Genomic DNA, 22,165 nt, shown 5'->3' on the forward strand with positions numbered 1-22,165 from the left:
CCGCGGGATGGAGCAGTAGGTAGCTCGTCGGGCTCATAACCCGAAGGTCATCGGTTCGAGTCCGGTTCCCGCTACTAGGACAAAAGAAGCAATACCTTATTGCTTCTTTTTTTGTTTTTATATTCTTCATTAAATAATCCGGACGTTATTGAAGGTAAAGGATTCGAAAAAGTATATTTTTTAATAGGAGACTTTATTTTAGACAGCAAAAATGGCGGCATGGCCACAGATTAAGTTACCGGATAAAGTATGTGTTTACTAGAATCAATTTTGCCTGATTTCATTCTTTGAATTTACTTAATCCAGGAAAGTAGTTTGGTTTTTTATACGATCGGTCATCTTTTTAGTGGTTTCATTTCCGTTTTCGTCAAATATTCTCATATTTCCATTGTAGATGGATGGGTTTTCCTGATAGGTTTTTCGTGCTTCCAAGAATTGATTTTTAGATTTTGTCTTGACATTGGTTATATAATGTAAGGGTTCTATTATTTCTTCAGATTTCTTAATATCCGTGGCGTAAATTTCAATGGTTCTATTTTTATTGTATACTTCCAGTACCAGACCGGATAAGCCTTTGAATCTGAAAGGTCCGTCAGGAATTGCTATTTCGTCCGTAAACCAGGCAAAAAAAGTGTCGCCGGTATCAGTTGTGGTTTTTGCGAGTCGGCTTTTAAGGCCTTTTATTTCTTTTTTATCGTTCAGTATTTCCCATTTCAGCTGGGGTTCCTCATAAGTGAAAATATATCTGCCAACAGGCATGGATACTATTAAATTTTCTCTGTTCTTGTAAACACTGCTTACCGACTTGGGATATTTGGGAATGGCTCCGTAATTTGTATTGATTGTACCTGTAGTTTTGGTTTCATTAGAATTTCTGTTGTAAAAAGCTTTAGCTTCCCGGCTGTAATAGGACGATTCCAGATTATTACATAATAAAGTGGAGGAATAAATATTAATCTGGCTTTTATTGATGCTGTCCTGAATGATTTTAGTCTCATAATTCACTTCAATCACAGCTGTTTGGCCATACGTTGAAATAAAACCTAAAACGAGAAATCCAAATGTTTTAATTTTCATGACTGTACATTCTAATAATACAATGGTATTAAAAAAATGTGACGTATCATTACAGGATTCCCGAATTTCTATATATTTTTTATGGATGCAGGCAATTTTCCTTTATTTTCCATTGTTTGTATTTTTCCCTCATACAGTGTCCGCATGGGCGGTAATTATTTTCTAATGCTTCTTTTTCAGATTTAAAAAAGACCCTGTTTTCCTGTTTCATCCTTTTACCAGAGGAGCAGTGGAGTAGCCCGTAAATTTTTAGTTTGCGGTTCCCTCCGAATTTAATTTCCCCGCTTCTGATCTGGCTCCTTAAGACATTGGGTGAGAGTTCAATATGCTGTTTCATTTGTTAACTGACGGCATCATGAAAAATAATTCCCAATGTACAGCGGTTACCTTCTTTTATCTCACTTACACCATGCTTCATATTTACTCTGTAATATCCTTTAGTTCCTTTTTCAGGTTTAAAATGGGTGGTGAAAATCAGCATGTCGCCTTTCTTTGGATTAATAACTATGGCTTTGGACTGTGCTCTGGGAATCTGCTGGGTAAGTACAAACTCTCCGCCTGTGAAATCTTTTTCTGGTTCACTCAACATCAAAACGAGCTGAATTGGAAAGTATATATATCCATAGAGGTCCTGATGTAGAGTGTTAAAACCTCCTTTCCCGTATTTTAAGATTAATGGAGTCGCTTTCCGCTGGCCGTTATCATAACATTGTTGCAGTAAGGCTGTGTGTTCCAATGGAAAATCAATATCTATCTTCAATGCCTTAAACCATGCATTAGCAACAGGAACAAGATGCGGATATATATTTGTTCTTATGGCTTGAATAAGATCAGGCAGCGGATAATTGAAGTATTTATATTCGCCCAGCCCAAACCGGTGACGGGCCATTACAACTGTTTTACGATATAAAGTCGGATTATCGTAGTCTGATTTTAATGCTTCGCATTCATTGTCTGATAGCAAACCGGATATTATGGCATATCCATTTTGATGCATATTTTCAGTGATCGTTTGCCAGTCTGTATTTTCAATTTTCTGGATGATGCTATTCATTATTTTACATTTTATAATGCAAAATAATGAAGCTGATTGCTTTTATAAAATCCGAAACATGTTGTTTTTATGGGCAGGATAAATCAAATGAATTGTTTAAATAAAATTTGACTTTTCCTTTTATTGTCTCGAAAGTAGTATTACTTCTACAAAATGTTTTATTTAATTCTACAATATATTTTTTACCGGAACAGATCTGAAGCTTACTTTTGTATCGCTCAATAGCCAGAAAACTGGTTAAAGAGTCTATTTATGTTTTTAATGATCTCCGCCTTCATTTTCTACTTTTTTTGAATGTTTTTATGATTAATACATAACAGCCTTCCGGCGGAGATCTTTTTTAATAACGGGCCTTAATTTTTCATTAGGATATAATAATGATTAATGTATATATATTCTAACTAAAAAGAGAACTGCATCTGTAGTTCTCTTTTATCATTTTTAAATAGGTATACTGTTTTTAGATTAACTTGGTGCAGTGAAACCTAAAGTTTATTTTTATATTATTTCATTATAAATTCCGGGCCTATGGAAACCATTATTATTACAGAAAAGAAAAAATCAATAGTAACTGATTCCATAATACTCATCATATTCTGCGCAGTCCCCTTATTTTTTCTTATCAAATGGCTGATTTTAGCAGAAGAAGGGAGAATATTTATCATTTTTTTAATCATAGTAACCCTGTTTCTGCCTGTAGTGGTTATTTCCGGCTATATTTGGGATGTAAAGCAGAAAATAATGATATCCAAAGATGGGATAAAGCTTTGCTACGGGCGAAATTTTGTTGATATTATGCATTTTGAAGGAAGTTTTTCCATACCTTCTGATAATGAAATTCTCTGGACAGAAATAACAGGATTTCAAATTGATGCCTACGAACGTAGGGAACCGACTGAAGGTGGCGGGTATACTACTTTAACGAAGTACAGCCTTATGGTTAAGATGAAAAATAAAGAAAGAGGGCCATTTGATTTTGAAAAGTCCAGCAGAAATTATTACTCTATCGGGCTGGGGAAATTTGAAGAACATCCCAATACAATACTTAAAATTTGCGAAGATTATCAACGAAAGATCGAAAATAATGAATTGCATTAAAATAAAAATCCTGCTTAAAAAAGCAGGATTTATTATTGTTAGTTAATATTTACTGAGCCAATTGACTGTAAGGAGTAAGCTTGTTATCATCAGACATGGTCTGTTCCAAAAACTCTTTTTTCTGGCCACCCTTCATTCTTCCTGCGGCATCACTGGCACCGAAATAGGCTTCGCTTAGTTTTGTACTGATTTCTGCCGGCTTGAAATCGAATTTTGTATCCCCTTCCACACCAAGGTATCCGTTCTTTCTTGTAAGGTTTGAGATATAATTGTTGTAGTTGATGAATGTATTTCTTAAGTATTGTGTATGGTATTCCATACATTTTTTAGCTTTTTTGGATGAATTGTTAAGAATACAGTTCTTCATATTATTTCTGTACAGGAACCATTCGGATTCCAAAATACCATATTCTTTTCCTAAAGCAGTCTTTCCGTTGGTAACGATATTGTTATTCCCTTCCTTATCAGCAATAGCCTGCAGGTGCTTGATTACCAATGGAACGGTGTTTTCGATCTTCGTTTTGGTTTCCTTTAAGATACTGAGATCTGCAGCCGGAGAATTTTTCTTTTGAGCTGTAGTAACATTAAAAATAAGCAGTAATAGTACAATCAATAAGTTATATCTTTTCATGAGAAATTTTTAAAGCACTAAAATAAATATATTTTCTCACTTTAAACAAATACATTTTAATTTTATTTAATAAAAATTAACAAGTTTTAAGAATTTGGGGCTTAATATTAAGTTTTTATGCATATTAAACAGGCAATAAATAAGGTGTATTAAAAATTTAACATATTTTAATATAAATTACCGTGCTGATTATCAGTCGGTTACATTGTTTTGTTTTTTATCACTAGAAAATTAGTTGTTAGATTCAATTTTATTTCTACATTTGTATAACTAATTTCTTAGTGATATAGAATTTATAAAAAGATCTATCACTTAATTGATAAATGAAAAGGATATGAAAATTCAGAATTTGACAAAAGCAGAAGAACAGGTGATGCAGTATTTATGGAAACTCGAGAAAGGATTCCTGAAAGATATTCTGGATCTTTTTCCGGAACCGAAGCCCCATACCAATACTGTTTCTACCATTTTAAAAGTACTGAAGGACAAAGAATTTGTAGATTATCATGTATATGGCAGGCAGCACGAATATTTCCCGTTAATTACCAAAGAACAGTATTCCGGGAAAACTATGAAAAGTCTTGTGAAAAATTATTTCAAAGGCTCTTATAAAAGCGCCGTTTCCTTCCTTGTAGAAAAGAATGAGATGAGCGTGGAAGACCTGGAAATGCTCCTGAACGAACTCAAAAAGAAAAACTAACTGATCATGGAAACTGTGTTTTTATACTTGGGAAAAGTAATTGTATGCTCCGGTGTAATGTTTTTATATTACCAGTTGTCTTTAAAAGACAAGACATTTCATCATTATAACAGATTTTATCTCCTGTTTGCAATGGTCGTATCCCTGTTGCTGCCCCTGATCAGGGTAGATGACTTTACAATAGAAGTGAATAGTGATATGTATATGCTTCTTGACAAAATACAGAATTTTAATACTGATAAAAACATAGACAATGGCCACATTTATTTTAGAATTATTTTTTCAGCTTTGGGACTGGTTTCTCTCTATTTTTTAGGGAAGTTAATTTTCGGGGTCCTCAAGATCCAGAAGCTTAAAAATCAGTTTCAAAAAGAAAGTTTTGACGGGATCAATTTTTACCGTACAAACCTGACAGAAGCTCCGTTTTCATATTTTAAAAATCTTTTCTGGAAAAATACCATCACCTTGGATTCCGATGTAGGAGAACAGATTTTAAAACATGAAATGGTTCATATTGAGCAGAAACATTCCTTCGATAAGATCTTTATTGAGATTATTACCTCTGTTTTCTGGTTCAATCCGTTTTTTCATATCATTAAAAAAGAGATCAGCCTGATCCACGAATACCTGGCCGATAAAAAGGCCGTAAAACAATCGGATACCAAAGCATTTGCGCAGATGCTTTTAGCAAGCCACTTTTCCGGAACACAGTTGCCTGCTGCCAGTCCGTTTCTAAGTTCAAATCTAAAAAAACGACTCAAAATGTTACAAAAACCAAAAACCAAATTCGGATATGCGCGTAGAATTTTTGCATTACCGGTTTTATTTTCAGTAGCTTTTGCCTATATGGTAAATGCCAAGAACAAAGAGATTAAAGAAACGAATATAGCGATTAAGGAAGCCGTTTCTCAGATTAAAAGAGATACCATTACCCCACAGCAAACTGAAAAAAGAGAAATCATAAGTCCGAAATTCTTCAAAGAATCTTCAAGTAAGAAAGAAATAGCAGAACTCGGAAAGAAAATCGAAGAAAAAAGTAAAGCTTTAAAAAATCTGAAGCCGGAAAGTAAAGAATTTCAGCAGAAGGTGGATGAGATTGGTGAACTTTCAGGAGAAATAGGTAGAATTACCAATTCTGATGATTTTAAAATGGCTTTTATCATTCCTGGTACAGAATCAAAAAGAATAAATGATTTCTTCAAATCTGATGAATGGAAAAACAGGACTAAAGCTCTTGAAGATCTTGGTGTGGAAATGCCTGATCTTTCTGATCTGGATATCGACTTTCCGGATGTTCCGGTACCCCCTTCAGCTCCGAATGCTCCGAGAGTAAGAGTCATGAAGTTTCAGAATTGGGACTCAGGGGATACAAAAGTATCAAGGAAAGCCATCAGAGAAAGAAAAGCGGCCAGCAAAAGAGCAGAAAAAGCGAGAATCGAAGCCATGAAGTTAAGTGAAAAGGCCAGAGAAATGGGAGAGAAAGCCAGAATTGAGGGGATGAAAGCCGGAGAGATGGGAAGAATACAGGGTGAAGCAGTCAGAATAGCTGGAGAGCAGATCAGAATAGCCGGTGAAAGAGCAAGGCTTGAAGGAGAAAAAGCAAGAAAAGCAGGTGAAAAAGTCCGATTGGAGGCATTAAAAAGAATTTCGGAAGGAGCCAAAGGAAATGTCTATTTTTATAAAAGTACGAATACTGATAAGCCAGGTTCAGTAAACAGAACTATGGAGCTGGAAGCAGATTACATTAAGAAAGATGCCAACGGAATGATTGCCATGAATGGCGTGAAAAAGTTCAGGGTGAATGGCTTGGATGATACTAAGATTTTCCTGGATGGGAGGGAAATCACCAAAAGTGAAATGGATGCAATAAAACCTGAAAATATCGCAAGTATTACCATTAATAAAGAAAACGGAGCGAATATGAGACGTGGCGAAATAAAAATTCAGACAAAGAAATAAGTACCATTAGCTTTGTCAATGCTATATTGGCAGAGCTTTTTTATTATTAAATTCAAATGTATGATGAAAACTAAAATTTTATTTTTTTTACTTCTGGGCATACTATCCCAGGCCCAGACCAACAGGTTTTTTTATGAATACAAATTTATTCCCGATTCCAATAATAAAGAAGATGTGAAAAAGGAAATGATGCTTCTGGATATCAGTAAAACCGGATCGTCCTATTACAGCCACGACAAATTTGTTTCAGATTCTACTTCTGCGGCAGAGGTCCAGAAACAGATAAGCTCAGGCAGCGGTAATATTAGCATCAACAGAAGAGAAAAGCCCGGTCAGGTATCTTATAAAGTAACAAAAAGCTACCCCGATTTCAAAACTTATCTTTTCACAACGGTCAGTACGGACAAATATAAGATATTGGAAGATAAAAAGCCAGAATGGAAAATTCTTCCGGATAAACAAAAAATTGGGGAATATAATACTCAGAAAGCTGTTACAAGCTATGGCGGAAGAGAATGGACCGCATGGTTTTCATCAGATATTCCTTTTCAGGACGGGCCTTATAAATTCTACGGTCTTCCGGGTCTTATCGTAAAGATGGAAGATGCAACAGGTTCACACATCATGACACTGGCAGGAAATAAAACAATACAGAATCCTGCAGAGGAAAAGGAAACCCAGCTGCCTGGTAATGTCAGAATATTGGGAATGGGTGGAAAAGAACTGGAAATCACAAAAGAACAGTACAAAAAAGTATGGAAAGCCTATGTAAATGATCCCACCAAGAATATGAGAGAAATGTTGATGAGAAGTGGGGGTGACTCAAATGCAAAAGTGGCATTTAAAATGAAAACCCCGGACGGAAAAGAGTTGTCAGACCCCAACCAGGTCTTCAAGGAAATGGAAAAAAGAACTAAAGAAACACTTCAGAAAAATAACAACCCGATCGAACCTGATCTGGTGAAGTAATCTACATAATTTTTTAATAGAGAACAGGATAGTTATTAATGACTATTCTGTTTTTTTGTTATTGTCCGTATCTTTAAACCCTAAACCCTAAACCCTAAACCCTAAACCCTAAACCTTGAATCTAAATACTATGACAGAAAAGGAAAAATGCGAGGCCGGACTTCTATATAATGCCAATTATGACGAACAGCTGATCAGTGAACGTATGACATGCAAAGACCTGTGCCTGGAGTATAACCAGCTGAAAAATTCCGACACCCGGAACAGAAACGAACAGATCAAAAGAATTCTAGGAAGTACAAAAGAGCATATTTGTATTGAACCCAATTTCTGGTGCGATTACGGCTATAATATTGAAGTGGGAGAGAATTTTTACGCCAACCATAATCTGACTATTCTGGACTGTGCAAAGGTGAAGTTCGGAAACAATGTTTTTATCGGCCCGAATTGCAGCTTCTACACCGCAGGACACCCGCTGGATGCAAAACAGCGTAATGAAGGCCTGGAATATGCCCATCCGATTACCGTAGGAGATAATGTGTGGCTGGGAGGAAACGTCGTGGTTCTGCCCGGAGTTTCTATCGGAAATAACGCAGTAATAGGTGCGGGAAGTGTTGTGACCAAAAATATTCCTGATTATGCGGTTGCTGTGGGAAATCCCTGTAAGGTTATTAAAAATGTTGAAGAAAATTTAAAATCATATTAATCATTATCATGAAAAAAGTAATCACCTTATTCATTCTCCTATTAACCCTTTCAGTCGGTGCTCAGAATCAAAGATTCATTTATGAGTATAAGTTTAGCATTGATTCTACAGCAAAAGATGTCCAGGAGACTGAAATAATGTTTCTGGATGTTATTCCGAAAGGATCTAAGTTTTACAGTAAAGATGTATCTGAATCAGATTCTATCTGGGCAGCTGCTATGGATATACATGTTAAGCGTGGAATAGAAATGGATTTTTCAAAAATTAAGTTCAAAGGTAAAATTCGTTATAGTGTTGAAAAGTCATATCCTGATTATTCGGTAATTTTTTTCAATTCTCTGGGTATTGATATGTATATGGTAGAGGAGGGAAGAAAGCAAGAATGGAAAATTCTTCCTGAGAAAGCAAAGATCGGAGAACTGGCTGTTCAAAAAGCTGTTTGCGAATTTGTTGGCAGAAAATGGATTGCATGGTTTACCACAGAGGTACTCATTCAGGACGGACCCTATAAATTCTATGGGCTTCCCGGATTAATTGTAAAGTTAGAGGATTCCAGTCAGACGCATTCATTCGAACTAAAAGGAATTAAAAAACTTCCGGAAGGATATGAATGGAAAAGTTCCAGAGAGAATAAGCATGGTCTTGACCCCCTTATTAAATTGAATGAAACAAAATATAAACAAGCTTTTAAAGACTACTGTAAAGATCCAATGAAAAGTGAAAAGCTGATGCAGGCGCAAAGCCGTGATGTTTTGGAAATTGATGATTCGGGAAAATTGGTAAAAACTTCTAATGCGAAGAGAAATGATAGAGAAACGCAATTGATTAATCAAATTAAAAAGGAAAATAATATTCTGGAACTTGATCTGTTGAAATAAAAGAAAATCCCGGAACGAAAGTTTCGGGATTTTATATCTGAAAATTGTTGCCAATTATTAAGCTAATTTTTGAGAATCTGCTACAAACTGAGCCAATCCGCTGTCTGTTAAAGGATGCTTCAACAAGCTCAAGATTGGAGGAAGTGGAGACGTGATCACATCTGCTCCGATTTTAGCACAGTCGATGATGTGCATAGAGTGACGGATAGATGCTGCCAGAATTTCAGTGTCATACATATAGTTATCAAAAATTAATCTGATTTCCTGGATAAGGTTTAATCCGTCCGTTGAGATATCATCTAATCTTCCAAGGAAAGGAGAAACATAAGTAGCCCCTGCTTTAGCGGCTAAAAGAGCCTGTCCCGCAGAGAAAATAAGCGTACAGTTTGTCTTGATTCCTTTATCGGAAAAATATTTTAAAGCTTTGATTCCGTCCTTGATCATTGGGATCTTTACCACAATATTCGGGTGGATAGCGGCCAACTCATCACCTTCCTTGATCATTTCTTCATACGTAGTAGATAATACTTCAGCAGAAATATCTCCGTCTACAAGTTCACAGATCGTTTTATAATGATTTTTGATCGCTTCATTCCCCTGGATTCCTTCTTTGGCCATTAATGAAGGATTGGTCGTTACCCCATCTAAAATTCCAAGGTCTCTTGCTTCTTTGATCTGCTCTAAATTGGCTGTGTCAATAAAAAATTTCATTTCGTTCGTTTAGATTTATTCATGCAAAGATAATGATTCCCTTTGTGAGTGGAAAATTTTAATTTTGTTAGAAGTTAGAAGTTAGGGTAGAAGAGCTGAAGAATGTTTGTAACTTATAATTTATAAACTCTAACCTCTAACCTGAATCTCAGGACCTCGTATCACATATCCCGCAACTCATTTCATATAAAATATTATCTTTGTTAAACATGAAAAACAGCAGTTTTACAGCCGTACTCGAAATTATCGGTATCAATCCTTTTGTTTTTGTTCCTGAAGAGGTCTTAACTGAAATTTTCAGGGCAGCAGGAAAGGATAAAAGCCCTATTCCTGTGAAAGGAACGATAAACGGAAAAGAATTTAGACAGAACCTGATGAGATATCTGGGGGAATGGAGACTATATGTGAATCTTTTAATGCTTAAAAATTCTCCCAAAAGAATAGGTGAAATGATTGAAGTTTCTATTGAATTTGATGATTCAGACCGAACCGTTTCTATTCATCCTAAACTGGATGCAGCTATTAAAGGAAGTGCTGTAGCAACCCGTAATTTTGAAAGCCTGATCCCATCAAGAAGAAACGAACTGATCCGGTATATCAACAATCTTAAAACAGATGCCGGTATCGAAAGGAATATTGAAAAAATTATCCGTCATCTCCATGGGGAAACGGATTTCTTCGGTAAAAAAATTGATTGAAAATAAACTGTTTGAGATCATAAGACCAATAGAAAAAATAAAATCCGGAAAATTTTCCGGATTTTATTTTTTTATTATGAATTTAAAACTTTGCTAAGCTTTACAGCGTCCTGATTGGTAGGATCATATTCTATAGACTTAGCAATATGTTCTTTTGCTTTGTTAGGGTCACTTTTCTGTTCTGTAAAAGCAAGATAAAAATAAGCATAAGCCAGATTTTTCTTATTTTGCTCTATTTCAGCAGGTTTTACAGTGGCAATATACTTTTCATAAGCAATTTTGGCATTGGCATCATCTTTAGCAGACTGATAGGCATAAGCCTGGCTGTAATAAGACGGGGCCCAGTCCGGTAACAAAACAGATATTTTTTTCCATGTTTCAACTGCATTGGTCCAGTCTGAAGCCTCCTGATAAGCTGTAGCTAATTTTGAGAGAGCTTCCGTATCTTTTGGATTGGTTTCAATTTGTTTCTTAAGACCATCGATAGTGGAATTGCTTCCTGCCTGAGCTGTAGCAGCTGTATTCGATGTGTTATTTGCACTATCCACTTTAGTAGTTTGCGCATTGACAAGACTTGCACTTCCTGCAATTATTAAACCTAAAAACAAATTTTTAATATTAATTTTAGCCATTTTCATAATCTTACATTTTTAAAATTCTATTCTCTAAAATTCAATAATAATTCCACAAAAAATTAAATTTTAGAGCCTTTAAGTTTTTTTAGAGAATATTAACGGATAAAATGTTTTTTTTAGCTTAATTTTTGATTCGTCAGGGATTGAGTTATCTTTGTAACTCAACAATTTTTTTAATAATCAATATAATTTCCCTGTATGAATATCATATTAGCATCCACTTCCACACTTTTTGGAGGAGAGTATTTAGAATATTTAAGAGAAGAATTAATTAAACTATATAAAGGAGTTGATGAAATCATTTTTGTTCCTTTTGCCAGACCCGGAGGAATTTCCCATGAGGATTATACAGCAAAGGCACGTTCTTTCTTTGAAACCATTAACATTAAAGTAAAAGGTCTTCACGAATTTGAAAATAAAGCAGAAGCGTTGAATAATGCACAGGGATATTTTACAGGCGGAGGAAATACCTTCTTACTGGTAAAAACACTGCATGAAGAAGGCCTGATGTCTGTTCTGAAGAAAAATGTTGAATCAGGAAAAGCCTATCTGGGCTGCAGTGCCGGGAGCAATATCGGAGGTCAGAATATGAAAACCACGAATGACATGCCTATTGTTTATCCGCCAAGTTTCGACTGTATGGGTCTTGTTCCGTTCAACCTCAATCCGCATTATCTGGACCCAAATCCCGATTTAAAGCATAACGGGGAAACAAGAGAAACCAGGATCAGAGAATTCCTTACCCAAAATGATACAAAAGTAATCGGACTTCGTGAAGGAAACTGGATCAGAAGAACCGGAGATAAGATTACAGTAGAGGGCAGTGAAATGACAAGGATCTTTGAAAAAGGCAAAGAACCTTATGAAATAGAGGCGGGCAGTATCCTTTAAGCCATCAAAACTAGCTGTTATTTTTATTATATTTGATCAGGAATTGAATAGTAGGTGCTTTGTGCAGTCTACTATAAGTTTAGATTTATAAAAGCTTTGCAATGAAGAAAACACTTGCAGTTCTTATACTGTCGGTTCAGGTACTGTCTGCCCAGAATATTGCGCAGAAGCTGGATAAAGCCACCAAAGATCTTATGGATTCTTCGGGAGCAGTGTCATCCGGTTTATCATTTTATGTTACCGATGAAAACGGGACATTCATTTACGAATATCAGGGTAGTAAAGGCCTGTCAACAGCTTCTACGCAGAAAATTTTCACTGCCGGTGCAGCTCTTGAAACATTGGGAAAAAATTATACCTATAAAACAACAGCCGGTTATTCCGGAAATGTATCTGCAGGAATTCTGAACGGGGATTTTGTGATCAGTTCCAATGGCGACCCTACTTTGGGGAGCTGGCGGTATGATGCCTACAAACCTGAAAACTTTAAAAAGAAGCTTATTGATGCCTTTAAAAGCTCAGGAATTGCAAAGATCTCCGGTAATCTGGTGATTGATGATTCTTATTTTGACCATCAGACGATTCCAGGCGGATGGCCTTGGGATGACCTCGGCAACTATTACGGAGCCGGAGTTTGGGGAATAAACTGGAGAGAAAACCAGTTTGACATCAATATTAACGGAACAGAGTTTAAAGGCTTTTCCTATCCACTTGAACATGTAAAATGGCTCAATGATCTGAAGGCAGGAGGCAGTTCTGATCAGAGTCTTATCTTTACTGCACCACATTCTGATGTAGCCTTAATCAATGGTACGCTGCCAGCAGGGAAAACAGTCACGGTTTCGGGTGCTGTTCCCAATCCGCCGATGCAGCTTGGAGCAGAAGTACAGCAATGGCTTAAAGAGTCAGGCATTGAACTCTCGGGAAAAATAACCACCAGTTCAGAGCTCGAACTGGAAGGGAAAGCAATACCGGGAGCTCCGAAGAATATAATTCTTACCTATGCATCTCCAACTTTGGATAAAATAGTCTATTGGTTTCTCCGAAAAAGCATCAATCTTTATGGGGAAGCTTTAATTAAAACTTTAGGAAAAGAAAAGAACGGCAATTCCAGTTTTAAGAACGGGGTTGCTTATTTAAAAGAATTCTGGAAATCTAAAGGAATCAATCCGAATATGATCAATTTTGCCGATGGAAGCGGACTTTCCCCGCAAAATTATGTTGCCGCCAAAGCTGAAGTTCAGGCCTTGCTATATGCAAAGAAACAGAGCTGGTTTGATGCTTATTATGACGGTTTCCCGGTCCAGGATAATGGAATGAAGATGAAAAGCGGAACAATGAGGGATACCAAATCTTTTGCAGGATATCATACAGCCAAAGACGGAAAAAAATATGTATTTTCAATCATTATTAATAACTATCAGGGAAGCGGAAATACAGAACTGCAGAAAATTCTGAATGTCTTAAAATAAAAACAGCTTGAGGAAATCCATACTTACCAGACTGAATAACTGGATTATATTTTTACTGATGACTTTAGTAGTTGTCACTATCGTGGTGGCCTCAACAGTTCTTATTAATTTTCTCAGGAAAGAGGAAATCAAGCGTGTAGATATCCTGGTAAGTGCGCTGAAATTCCAGCAGGAAGTAACCCCCAGCCTGGAAGTTCAGGAGCTGATTCTCAAAATATACAGTTCTAATAACACGATTCCAATGATTGTACTGGATAGGGATGACCGGCCTATGGTTCATAAAAATATTCCGCAGGAAATAGAGAATGATCCGGTTCAGATAACTCTTCTGGCCAAAAAAATGGCAAAAAGCTATCCGCCTATTGAAATAAAAATACCTGATGGAAATAATCAGTTTGTTTATTATGATAACTCACGGTTGCTTAATGACTTAAGATATTCTCCTTTTATACTGGGCTTTTTTATTTTATGCTATTTTCTGTTTTCATTCTGGTTCCTCCGAACGATTAAGAAAACAGATGAAGGGTATCTCTGGGCCGGACTGGCCAAAGAAACTGCCCATCAGATCGGAACCCCTTTATCATCTATGATTGGTTGGATGGAAATTATGAAGCTGGATAATCCGGAGTCTGAAGGGGTATACGAAATTGAGAAAGATATTGAAAGGCTGAGGACTATTTCCGAGCGTTTTTCTAAAATAGGATCCGTTCCTGAGCTGAATGATATGAATTTCAATGAGACGATTGTGGAGAATTATAATTACCTAAAAACAAGGATCTCTAAGAAAATAAATTTCAGCCTGCATCTTCCGACCTATACTATTCTTATTCCCCACAATAAGATCCTGATGAGCTGGGTCATCGAAAATCTGGTGAAAAATGCAGTAGATGCTATGAAAGGAGAAGGCACATTGGAGATGTATGTTTTTGAAAGAAATAAAAATATCCTGATCGAGGTTAAAGATTCCGGAAGCGGAATGACAAAACAACAGGCAAGAAATGCTTTTAAACCGGGTTATTCCACTAAAAAAAGAGGTTGGGGGCTGGGACTTTCACTGGCGAGAAGAGTTATTCACGAATATCATAAAGGTGATATTAAAATTTCCCAAACTGAAGTAGGAAAGGGAACTACATTCAGAATAACAATCAGGAAAGCGTAAATCATAAACTTTATTGCTGAAAAATGGCAGTTTTAGCAACAGTCTTTATTTTCGAACTTTCAACCTTTTTCTTTTTCCAAAACAGAATAGAACGAATGTTCAATGGTTTTATAGTATTAAAATGAAGACATGGATTCGCTAAAAAATTTATTACAACAAGATAGTTGAATACTTAGTAATTACAAAACAATAAATGTATTGTTCAGGCATTCCAACATTAAGGTTAATCATTTAAGGCTTTCATCCATATATTAAAGTTTTCTTCTGATGAAATGTTATATTTTTTTCGGATTCTGTATTTTCTTAATTGTACTGCTGCGACAGAAACAAAAGTAAAATGAGAGATTTCTTTCGTGGAAAAATTAAGAAATGCAAGTGCACAGAAGTAGAGTTCCGAATTGCGGATTTTTGGATTTATTTCTTTTAAGTTTTTCACAAAATTGGGATAGAGTTCTTCAAATAATATTAAAAATTCAGGGCTGTTATTTTTAGCTAGAGAAAATAATTCATTGAATTGATTTTCGTTGGCCTTTTTGCTAATACTTATTTTTTCCGATTCTAATCTTTGCTTTTCCTTAATTAAAATATCTTTTTGAAGGACAAGCTTTAACTTCTTTTTCTTCATCTTTTTGTTTCTGGAATAAAAGTAGATCAGAAAAATAAGAAGAATGAGAAAAGTTCCACTAGCAATGAAAGCAACTTTTATAGCCCTTTCTTTTGCAATTCTGTCTTCTCCTTTTTTTTCATCCAATATTAAATCAACTGCTTTTAAAAGCCCCTTATTGTTTACCTTATTATATTGAGCGTAATCTTTTTGATATTCAGTATAATATTTTTCCTTGTTTTTCTCATCGCCTAAAGCTTCGTAAATACGGTAGATATTTTCTTTTATTGACATTGCACATTCAATATCAACTACTTTAAACTTATTCATATCTTCCAAGGATTTTCTATAGCTATCCAAAGCCTTTAAATATTTTCCTGATAGATAGTAATAGTCTCCTAAAGCCCATAGAAGATTGTATTGACTAGATTGATTTTTTTTGCTTTTATATTCATCAAAAGCTTTCTGTAGATAAATGAATGAAGAATCCCATTGTTGGGTTTTCATTAATATATCAGCTTTCTGGATGTAAGTATCTATAGGTTTGGGATCAGAGATTTCGTTATTTAACTTAATTGTTTTATCTATAAATTGATTGGCTTTTTCGTAATCTTCTTTACGTTCATAATAGTTTGCTAAATACGCAAATGTCCTAGCTTTTATTTCTTTTGATTTGTTAGAGTTTTCAGTTAAAAGGATTGATAAATTTTTATTAGCTGTTTCCAATTCAAGTTCTTCCAATCCTAATGCAGCAAAGTTTATTATTTTGATTTCATTTAGTCTAGCTTGTTGCACTTTACTTTTCTTAGGCAATATTTTATCGGCTTTTGAAGCATACTGCAAGCTTTTATCATTTAAGTTTAAAGTGTAAAGATTATCAGCTATTTCAAGGTAGCATTTATAAATAAGCTCATTGTTGTTTATTTTTTCAGCAATACTGACAGCTTGTCTAGTATAAGAAAGAACTTTGAGCATATCTTTAAACTTATACTCTGAAGACAATTGAAGTAAAGAATCTATTTTTTTTACTTCTTTACTCTGAGAATACCCCATAAACGAGAAAAGGAAAAAAAACATAAAAATAGACTTCATAAATTGAAAATATTTGATTAGGCTAACATTTGTGAAACACAAAGGTATAATTTTTTTGGTAATATTCATGTAACATTTGTGTAATGGAATGGTTTTAATGTATTGTATATGAGTGTGTTATAAAATGTAATAACTTTGTAACATGTCTATTTTTTGTAATATAATATCATGAAGGGATATTTGCCCTACAATTTTAAAAAAAACAAATGATGAGAAAAAAAGGCATAAAAACAGGGAATATCTTTCCTCAGAATAGTAAACAATTACTGTTCATGTTTTTGTGTCTTTTCTTTTGTTTTTCTATCTACTCAAATTCAAATTGAAGAAGAATACGAATTTTTTTTATCAGATAGTATACACTTGTATACAAACCCTTTTACTTGCACAACAGGGAATATAGATTCTGTTTACATCTTAAAAGAAACAATTGTTTCAAACATTTTGGAAGTAGAACTTATATACAATGAAAACTGAACTATGTGACAGTATATGAAAATTAAAAAAGTACACAACGTTTACTAACTTAAAATCAAAAATACAATGAAAAAAAATGTATTAACATTAGTTGCCCTGTTGGTTTCAGCAGTGGCTTTTTCTCAAGTGGGTATCAACACTGCCAACCCCCAAGGAGTTTTCAATATTGATGGGGGTAAAGACAACAACACTACAGGAGTTCCAACTGCGACACAACAAGCCAATGATATCGCAGTGACCACTTCAGGACAATTAGGAATAGGTACTACCCAGCCAAGGGCAAAACTCCATGTAGCAGCAGGGACTGCCATACAGATAGATCCGGAAATCCGTTTAGGTGGAACCGCTACCTCCGATGGTAATGCTGGTAATGCTGGAGATGTAATTACTTCACAAGGACCGGGTATGCCAGCAAAATGGGCTACCATTGGAGGTAGCGCTCCTTTGGTTGTTGCTAATAATGGCAATTATATCTTAGATGCTAGCTATAATGCCCTTCTTACTGATGATATTATTTTAATGAAACCTACCGCCGTTGATGTTACTCTAAACTTTCCAGCTGGAGCACCTATAGGAAAAAAATATTACATCTCAAACCAAGGAACTAGAATGGTTTTAACACCTCAAGTAGCTGTAAAAGAAACTGCTACACAACATATAACTGCAGGAGCTGGATATACTATAATGTATTTAGGGCCTATAGGTGGATGGTCAAACCAGTCTGCTTTTTAAGAATAATCCCCGGGACTGAGCCCCGAAGTATTCAACGGAAGAGAGTTTATTATTAGTTTTATGAGAACTATCCATTTTTTCAAACTTCTCTCACTTCCTCCCAAGGCAAAGCCTAAGGAGTATTCTCTTTAAATATAAAACTCACAAATTATTAATTAAATTATTTCAAATGATGAAAAATATAATCTTTCGTGTGTCCATAGGGGCCGCACTATTCACGTTTCATACAGCTACAGCACAAGTTCGGTTTACGAATAGAGATGCTAATAGTTCCTCTATTAATAGCTCTGCATTTATAGATGCCTCATCCGCCGTTAACAACAATGCTACCTCCAATGTAGGGAAAGGATTGCTCTACCCCAGAACAGATCTTAGTACATTTACTGCCTTTGGCGGTAGTCCTGTGGGGATTCCCAATTCCTACCCTACATTCTATGACGGTTTCGTGGTATACAACACCAAAGTTGGTGATACAGCAGGAGTAGGAGCTACTCAAGGTACGCTTACTGCCGGCTTTTGGTATTATGATAACAAATCTAAAACCATTAATGGTGGTACTTGGAAACCTCTTGGAGAAAATCCAGGCAATACTTCTGATACCAGCATTTACAATGCCAATGGGACTTTAAACAGCAACAGAACAGTTGGATTAAGTGGTAAAATTTTAAATTTCGAAGGACCCGATCCAATAATAGGTTTCAGATCTACCAGTGCCAATGCTTCTGAAATATTCCTTCACAGAGATAATAACGGAACTAACATTCCAGCTGGACAATATATAGGTAAACTGAACTTCAGTGGTAAAGTGGAAGGTGTCAATAGATATTTGGCCGGTATTAGTTCGGTATATCAAGGAAATGGAACAACACAAGATTCAGAATTACGTTTTTCTGTGAACGGAGAAAGTAACAACCAACTGTCGCTTGACAATCAAAGATTATTTGCAAATACGAGGATAGGTATAAAAACATCTTCACCTACAGAAGAGCTAGATGTGAACGGTAATGTAAGATTTAGAGGAGTTACAGAAACATCTTCCATTGCAGCTACTGACAGATTTATGTTATTAGGTGAATTTGGAGTAGGAAAAAGATTGAGCTTAGCTGATTTAAAAACAGCGATAGGTCCAGATAATAACACCAATATTTACAATGCCAATGGAACTTTAAACAGCAATCGAACTGTTGGATTAAATGGTAAGATTCTAAATTTCGATGGACCTGATCCAATAATAGGTTTCAGATCTACCAGTGCCAATGCTTCCGAAATATTCCTTCACAGAGATAATAACGGAACTAATATTCCTGCTGGCCAATATATAGGTAAATTGAATTTCAGTGGTAAAGTGGGAGGTGTTAATACATATTTAGCCAGTATTCGTGCTGCCTACCAAGGAAACGGAATTACTACAGCCTCGGAATTGCGGTTTTCTGTAGGCGGAGAAACAAGTACTGAACTTATTTTGAATAAAGATGGAAATTTAGGGGTTGGGAATATTACACCCAGCCAGAAGTTAGATGTAGATGGCAATGCGAGATTACGCAATGTTCCTAATGGCAACCTGAATGTCCCGGACCGCTACGTTGCTATAGATGGCAACGGGAATCTAAAGAAAGTAGATATAGATTTACCTGCATTTGGTCTTTATGCACAATCTAACTCAACTGTAACACGATATGCTGACAATGTGGCTAGGCCCTTGGTAATAAATGATTATACCCGAATCAATTCTATCTATGTAACAAGAATAAATGGAAATACTTTTAGAGCGGAAAAAGATGGTATTTATACCATTGAAGTATGGGCGTATTACAGCAATATTCCTCCTGCTGATGGTCCTGGTGGGGACGTAACCAGAGGATGCTCAATGAAATTAGATATCCCAAGTGGAGGGGCTGTACAAAAAGTTGGTGACAGATGGGCTGATAATACAGGAACTAATGGATTTACAAGAACAAAACGTTTACAAAATGGGGAGATATTTTCTGTAAGCACCAGATGTATAAGAAATGGTAGCCAAACATATCAAACAGCACCTGGTTCCAGTATTATGGTAACCTATTTACCCTCTAACTAAATTAACTTGTATAGTGTATTATGAATTTTAAGCATATCCATATTGGCACTCTAATCAACAAAGCTGTTACAGAAAGCGGGATAGAAATATCCCGCATCTGTAATTTTTTTAAATGCACAGAGAAGGAAATTGAAGAAATGTATCAGCAAAAAAGCATGGATACAGAACTCTTACTGAAATGGAGTAAACTATTGGAATATGATTTCTTTAGACTTTTTTGCCAACATCTTATTTTGTATGCTCCACCGTCTGCAATCCAGAAGACCGAACATTCTTTAAACAATAAAAAGCCTACACTTCCGCGATTTAGAAAGAACATTTATACTAAAGAGTTGATTGATTTCATACTAGAATTAATTAATACAGGAGTAAAAACAAAACTTCAGATTATGGAAGATTACAGAATACCAAAAACTACCTTATATAAATGGATAAATAAGTACAAAAAATCAATCAATATATAGGTACAAGGTAGGATGGGGGTGGTAAATACAGATTATGACAAAGAAATATGGAAATATAACATTAAAAATATCTGAATTACAATTACCAGTTTGATTTTGATTTTTGAAAATGAAAAAGTAGTTGTTATCTTAATTTTAGGATTTCTTATTAATTTTTAATTAGATGAAGATTTATAATATATTAAAAAAACAATAAATTTTTAAAAATACAAATTATGGATAAACCAAACTATCATAAAATATATTCAGATATCATCACTTATAAATATCCTCACAAATTAGATGAGTGTAAGAAAATACTAAGTAAAGATAAATTTTCTGAGTTGGATGTTTTAGATATTAATCAACGAATTTTTGGTGAAAAAAGTAAAAGTGTTTTGCTTGCAAATGCAAGACATCACTCTTTTAATAAATCTACAATTGTCTATATTTTAGATTACCAAAAAAAATGCAATTTGAATAATAGCCAGTTAGCAGTTCATTTTAAACTTAGTAGAAATACCGTTATCAAATGGAAGAAGACATTCTTGGTTTAGTTGTAAGCTACCAAGAAAAAGGCAACAATATTGATTGGTACGATAACTCTGTATGGTCTGAAGAAAGCTTGAGATGGTTCGTGAATTCGTTTAAATTTCCGAGTTGCGGTTAACTCAAAATTTCTTTTACCATTTTCTGTGTCATTTACAGTAGTTTTTACAAGTATTTAAATTTTGTCCCAAAAATAGTTGCATGTTCGCACTCATTAAATAATGCTTTGTATAATATTTGAAATTTAATAAAAAATCAATTAATAACATCAATTAAAAACAAATGAAAAAAAGAAATTTATTTTTATTATTTATTCTTTCTATTCTTTCTTCTTGTAGAAATGAAGAGCAGACAGATATGTCTCAAATTGAAATCAGCTCTTTCAATTTAGAAAGGAAATGCTCAAGTTCTGAGGCACTAGAACAGAGATTGAAGTCGTCTCCTGAATTGAAGAATATGTATACTAAAGATCTCCATGAAGAAGAATTAATAGAGAAAAATTTAGAAAGTGGTAAGTTAATAAATAATGAAACGGTAGTAATTCCTGTAATAGTAAATGTTGTATATAGTAATCCTGTCAATAATGTTAGTATTGATAGAATATTGTCTCAAGAGGAAGTACTAAATAATACATTTGCCTCAACAAATTTTGATATTGGAAAGATTCCTAATTTATTCAAGCCTGTGAAAGCTGGAAATATTAAAATTAGATTTACTGTAGTAGATTTTAAGAGAAGAAAAGTGCCAGCGCAAATCTGGCAGGCAGATAAGGATTTAATGAAAACGGAACAATATGGAATAGCGGCTACAAACCCCAACAAATATTTGAATATTTGGGTTGTTGATAATTTAGATCAAAGTTCTACAGGGTATTCATCTTTGCCTTTTGAGCATGGAAGATGGTATGATGGTGTTGTGATTCGTGCTGTAAATTTTGGTGTAACTAACAAAAATGCTATGTATGGACTTGGTAGAACAGCCGTTCATGAGGTTGGACACTATCTAGGTTTGAAACATATTTGGGGAGATACTGCGTGTGGAACAGATAACATCAATGACACACCTCAGCAAAAGAATGCTATTTATGGAAACCCTAATTTTCCTTTTTATACATTATGTGGGGGGACTAGAAGAGTAGCAATGACAATGAACTTTATGAATTATGTAGATGACCGGTCTATGTATATGTTTACAAGGGACCAAGGAAATAGGATGGAATATGTAGTGTCGGCTAGAGGACGTAGAAGTAGTCTTAGAACGAACTAGCTATTTTGTTTACAAAATATTTATTTTGGGAAATTAAATGATGTTACGTCCATTTACTTAAATGTTTTGTGAGCATCTAAATGAAAGCCAATCATAATGGTGATCATTCAGAATCTGACATTAGAGATGCCGTCTCAAAAGGTAAACTAACGCTCTGAGAATCTCCTAAACAACAAAAGCTTTCAGAAGGAGTCCGAGAGAGAGGGGGTAAAAATGCTTTGTTTTTAAATACAAGACATTGTTCTTTTAATTAAAAAAAGTTAAACCCTTCCGATGTGAACCGGTTTCAA

At 35.0% G+C, this 22,165-nt stretch carries 21 protein-coding genes and 1 tRNA gene; 15 read left to right on the top strand and 7 right to left on the bottom strand.

What is annotated here, in order from left to right; genetic code table 11:
- Window position 1: 1 nt before the first annotated feature.
- Window positions 2–74: transfer RNA gene (locus tag ACTJIV_RS06970), tRNA-Met, on the top strand.
- 223 nt (window positions 75–297) lie between these two features.
- On the opposite strand, the gene ACTJIV_RS06975 is transcribed toward ACTJIV_RS06970, so the two are convergent.
- The 3 genes from ACTJIV_RS06975 to ACTJIV_RS06985 all read right to left on the bottom strand — a co-directional run bounded on the left by ACTJIV_RS06975 (window position 298) and on the right by ACTJIV_RS06985 (window position 2,131).
- Entirely contained in the window at window positions 298–1,077 is a 780-nt protein-coding gene (locus ACTJIV_RS06975) for a GLPGLI family protein (RefSeq protein WP_440626503.1), read from the bottom strand.
- A 79-nt stretch (window positions 1,078–1,156) separates the two neighbouring features.
- Window positions 1,157–1,414, bottom strand: coding sequence for an Ada metal-binding domain-containing protein (locus ACTJIV_RS06980; RefSeq protein WP_440626504.1), 258 nt, complete (start codon window positions 1,412–1,414; stop codon window positions 1,157–1,159).
- A 3-nt stretch (window positions 1,415–1,417) separates the two neighbouring features.
- A complete protein-coding gene (locus ACTJIV_RS06985) occupies window positions 1,418–2,131 on the bottom strand; it encodes a 2OG-Fe(II) oxygenase (protein WP_440626505.1) in 714 nt (237 codons plus the stop codon).
- Between the two features lie 528 nt (window positions 2,132–2,659).
- On the opposite strand from ACTJIV_RS06985, the gene ACTJIV_RS06990 reads away from it, so the two are divergent.
- A complete protein-coding gene (locus ACTJIV_RS06990) occupies window positions 2,660–3,229 on the top strand; it encodes a hypothetical protein (RefSeq protein WP_440626507.1) in 570 nt (189 codons plus the stop codon).
- Window positions 3,230–3,278: 49 nt separating this feature from the next.
- Here ACTJIV_RS06990 and ACTJIV_RS06995 read toward each other — a convergent pair whose 3' ends face one another.
- Window positions 3,279–3,860 carry a hypothetical protein gene (locus ACTJIV_RS06995; protein WP_111958282.1) on the bottom strand — a complete coding sequence of 194 codons (582 nt, stop codon included), beginning with the start codon at window positions 3,858–3,860 and terminating at the stop codon, window positions 3,279–3,281.
- Window positions 3,861–4,194: 334 nt separating this feature from the next.
- Between ACTJIV_RS06995 and ACTJIV_RS07000 the strand changes: the two genes are divergently transcribed.
- From ACTJIV_RS07000 to ACTJIV_RS07020, 5 genes are all read left to right on the top strand, one after another.
- Window positions 4,195–4,560 (top strand): BlaI/MecI/CopY family transcriptional regulator, encoded by a 366-nt coding sequence (locus ACTJIV_RS07000; protein ID WP_111958406.1) that lies wholly within the window; start codon window positions 4,195–4,197, stop codon window positions 4,558–4,560.
- A 6-nt stretch (window positions 4,561–4,566) separates the two neighbouring features.
- Window positions 4,567–6,519 carry a M56 family metallopeptidase gene (locus ACTJIV_RS07005; RefSeq protein ID WP_440626508.1) on the top strand — a complete coding sequence of 651 codons (1,953 nt, stop codon included), beginning with the start codon at window positions 4,567–4,569 and terminating at the stop codon, window positions 6,517–6,519.
- Between the two features lie 60 nt (window positions 6,520–6,579).
- A complete protein-coding gene (locus ACTJIV_RS07010; RefSeq protein WP_440626509.1) occupies window positions 6,580–7,488 on the top strand; it encodes a GLPGLI family protein in 909 nt (302 codons plus the stop codon).
- A 130-nt stretch (window positions 7,489–7,618) separates the two neighbouring features.
- On the top strand, window positions 7,619–8,194 hold the full coding sequence (locus ACTJIV_RS07015) for a sugar O-acetyltransferase (RefSeq protein ID WP_111958278.1): 576 nt from the start codon (window positions 7,619–7,621) through the stop codon (window positions 8,192–8,194).
- A gap of 8 nt (window positions 8,195–8,202) precedes the next feature.
- Window positions 8,203–9,072 (top strand): GLPGLI family protein, encoded by an 870-nt coding sequence (locus tag ACTJIV_RS07020; RefSeq protein ID WP_440626510.1) that lies wholly within the window; start codon window positions 8,203–8,205, stop codon window positions 9,070–9,072.
- Window positions 9,073–9,129: 57 nt separating this feature from the next.
- Here ACTJIV_RS07020 and fsa read toward each other — a convergent pair whose 3' ends face one another.
- A complete protein-coding gene (fsa, locus tag ACTJIV_RS07025; RefSeq protein WP_111958274.1) occupies window positions 9,130–9,783 on the bottom strand; it encodes a fructose-6-phosphate aldolase in 654 nt (217 codons plus the stop codon).
- A 209-nt stretch (window positions 9,784–9,992) separates the two neighbouring features.
- Here fsa and ACTJIV_RS07030 point away from each other — a divergent pair, with 209 nt between their 5' ends.
- Window positions 9,993–10,481 (top strand): DUF1905 domain-containing protein, encoded by a 489-nt coding sequence (locus ACTJIV_RS07030; RefSeq protein ID WP_440626511.1) that lies wholly within the window; start codon window positions 9,993–9,995, stop codon window positions 10,479–10,481.
- Between the two features lie 74 nt (window positions 10,482–10,555).
- Here ACTJIV_RS07030 and ACTJIV_RS07035 read toward each other — a convergent pair whose 3' ends face one another.
- Window positions 10,556–11,119, bottom strand: a complete 564-nt coding sequence (locus tag ACTJIV_RS07035; RefSeq protein ID WP_336378596.1) for a tetratricopeptide repeat protein — start codon at window positions 11,117–11,119, stop codon at window positions 10,556–10,558.
- 195 nt (window positions 11,120–11,314) lie between these two features.
- Here ACTJIV_RS07035 and pepE point away from each other — a divergent pair, with 195 nt between their 5' ends.
- The 3 genes from pepE (at window position 11,315) to ACTJIV_RS07050 (ending at window position 14,638) form a co-directional block, all read left to right on the top strand.
- Window positions 11,315–12,007, top strand: a complete 693-nt coding sequence (gene pepE / locus ACTJIV_RS07040) for a dipeptidase PepE (RefSeq protein ID WP_111958268.1) — start codon at window positions 11,315–11,317, stop codon at window positions 12,005–12,007.
- A gap of 101 nt (window positions 12,008–12,108) precedes the next feature.
- On the top strand, window positions 12,109–13,479 hold the full coding sequence (gene dacB, locus ACTJIV_RS07045; RefSeq protein ID WP_440626513.1) for a D-alanyl-D-alanine carboxypeptidase/D-alanyl-D-alanine endopeptidase: 1,371 nt from the start codon (window positions 12,109–12,111) through the stop codon (window positions 13,477–13,479).
- 7 nt (window positions 13,480–13,486) lie between these two features.
- Window positions 13,487–14,638: a sensor histidine kinase gene (locus ACTJIV_RS07050; protein WP_111958264.1), complete on the top strand. Its 1,152-nt coding sequence runs from the start codon at window positions 13,487–13,489 to the stop codon at window positions 14,636–14,638.
- A gap of 223 nt (window positions 14,639–14,861) precedes the next feature.
- On the opposite strand, the gene ACTJIV_RS07055 is transcribed toward ACTJIV_RS07050, so the two are convergent.
- Entirely contained in the window at window positions 14,862–16,334 is a 1,473-nt protein-coding gene (locus ACTJIV_RS07055) for a tetratricopeptide repeat protein (RefSeq protein ID WP_440626514.1), read from the bottom strand.
- 585 nt (window positions 16,335–16,919) lie between these two features.
- Here ACTJIV_RS07055 and ACTJIV_RS07060 point away from each other — a divergent pair.
- The 4 genes from ACTJIV_RS07060 to ACTJIV_RS07075 all read left to right on the top strand — a co-directional run bounded on the left by ACTJIV_RS07060 (window position 16,920) and on the right by ACTJIV_RS07075 (window position 21,875).
- Window positions 16,920–17,540, top strand: a complete 621-nt coding sequence (locus ACTJIV_RS07060; protein WP_336378600.1) for a hypothetical protein — start codon at window positions 16,920–16,922, stop codon at window positions 17,538–17,540.
- 193 nt (window positions 17,541–17,733) lie between these two features.
- Window positions 17,734–19,617 (top strand): hypothetical protein, encoded by a 1,884-nt coding sequence (locus tag ACTJIV_RS07065; RefSeq protein ID WP_440626515.1) that lies wholly within the window; start codon window positions 17,734–17,736, stop codon window positions 19,615–19,617.
- Between the two features lie 679 nt (window positions 19,618–20,296).
- Window positions 20,297–20,617, top strand: coding sequence for a helix-turn-helix domain-containing protein (locus tag ACTJIV_RS07070; protein WP_111958257.1), 321 nt, complete (start codon window positions 20,297–20,299; stop codon window positions 20,615–20,617).
- A 274-nt stretch (window positions 20,618–20,891) separates the two neighbouring features.
- Entirely contained in the window at window positions 20,892–21,875 is a 984-nt protein-coding gene (locus tag ACTJIV_RS07075) for a M43 family zinc metalloprotease (RefSeq protein ID WP_440626516.1), read from the top strand.
- Window positions 21,876–22,165: the final 290 nt, after the last annotated feature.

The organism is Chryseobacterium sp. 22532 (assembly GCF_052044665.1).
In the GTDB taxonomy this organism is placed as follows: domain Bacteria; phylum Bacteroidota; class Bacteroidia; order Flavobacteriales; family Weeksellaceae; genus Chryseobacterium; species Chryseobacterium lathyri.

What these genes read in the sequence shown, in the direction of transcription:
- ACTJIV_RS06985 (WP_440626505.1), bottom strand. Translation starts at nt 2,131, where the DNA reads ATGAATAGCATCATCCAGAAAATTGAAAATACAGACTGGCAAACGATC.
- ACTJIV_RS06975 (WP_440626503.1), bottom strand. Translation starts at nt 1,077, where the DNA reads ATGAAAATTAAAACATTTGGATTTCTCGTTTTAGGTTTTATTTCAACG.
- ACTJIV_RS06990 (WP_440626507.1), top strand. Translation starts at nt 2,660, where the DNA reads ATGGAAACCATTATTATTACAGAAAAGAAAAAATCAATAGTAACTGAT.
- ACTJIV_RS06980 (WP_440626504.1), bottom strand. Translation starts at nt 1,414, where the DNA reads ATGAAACAGCATATTGAACTCTCACCCAATGTCTTAAGGAGCCAGATC.
- pepE (WP_111958268.1), top strand. Translation starts at nt 11,315, where the DNA reads ATGAATATCATATTAGCATCCACTTCCACACTTTTTGGAGGAGAGTAT.
- dacB (WP_440626513.1), top strand. Translation starts at nt 12,109, where the DNA reads ATGAAGAAAACACTTGCAGTTCTTATACTGTCGGTTCAGGTACTGTCT.
- ACTJIV_RS07035 (WP_336378596.1), bottom strand. Translation starts at nt 11,119, where the DNA reads ATGAAAATGGCTAAAATTAATATTAAAAATTTGTTTTTAGGTTTAATA.
- ACTJIV_RS07070 (WP_111958257.1), top strand. Translation starts at nt 20,297, where the DNA reads ATGGATAAACCAAACTATCATAAAATATATTCAGATATCATCACTTAT.
- ACTJIV_RS07010 (WP_440626509.1), top strand. Translation starts at nt 6,580, where the DNA reads ATGATGAAAACTAAAATTTTATTTTTTTTACTTCTGGGCATACTATCC.
- ACTJIV_RS07015 (WP_111958278.1), top strand. Translation starts at nt 7,619, where the DNA reads ATGACAGAAAAGGAAAAATGCGAGGCCGGACTTCTATATAATGCCAAT.
- ACTJIV_RS07055 (WP_440626514.1), bottom strand. Translation starts at nt 16,334, where the DNA reads ATGAAGTCTATTTTTATGTTTTTTTTCCTTTTCTCGTTTATGGGGTAT.
- ACTJIV_RS07005 (WP_440626508.1), top strand. Translation starts at nt 4,567, where the DNA reads ATGGAAACTGTGTTTTTATACTTGGGAAAAGTAATTGTATGCTCCGGT.
- ACTJIV_RS06995 (WP_111958282.1), bottom strand. Translation starts at nt 3,860, where the DNA reads ATGAAAAGATATAACTTATTGATTGTACTATTACTGCTTATTTTTAAT.
- ACTJIV_RS07000 (WP_111958406.1), top strand. Translation starts at nt 4,195, where the DNA reads ATGAAAATTCAGAATTTGACAAAAGCAGAAGAACAGGTGATGCAGTAT.
- fsa (WP_111958274.1), bottom strand. Translation starts at nt 9,783, where the DNA reads ATGAAATTTTTTATTGACACAGCCAATTTAGAGCAGATCAAAGAAGCA.
- ACTJIV_RS07030 (WP_440626511.1), top strand. Translation starts at nt 9,993, where the DNA reads ATGAAAAACAGCAGTTTTACAGCCGTACTCGAAATTATCGGTATCAAT.
- ACTJIV_RS07020 (WP_440626510.1), top strand. Translation starts at nt 8,203, where the DNA reads ATGAAAAAAGTAATCACCTTATTCATTCTCCTATTAACCCTTTCAGTC.
- ACTJIV_RS07075 (WP_440626516.1), top strand. Translation starts at nt 20,892, where the DNA reads ATGAAAAAAAGAAATTTATTTTTATTATTTATTCTTTCTATTCTTTCT.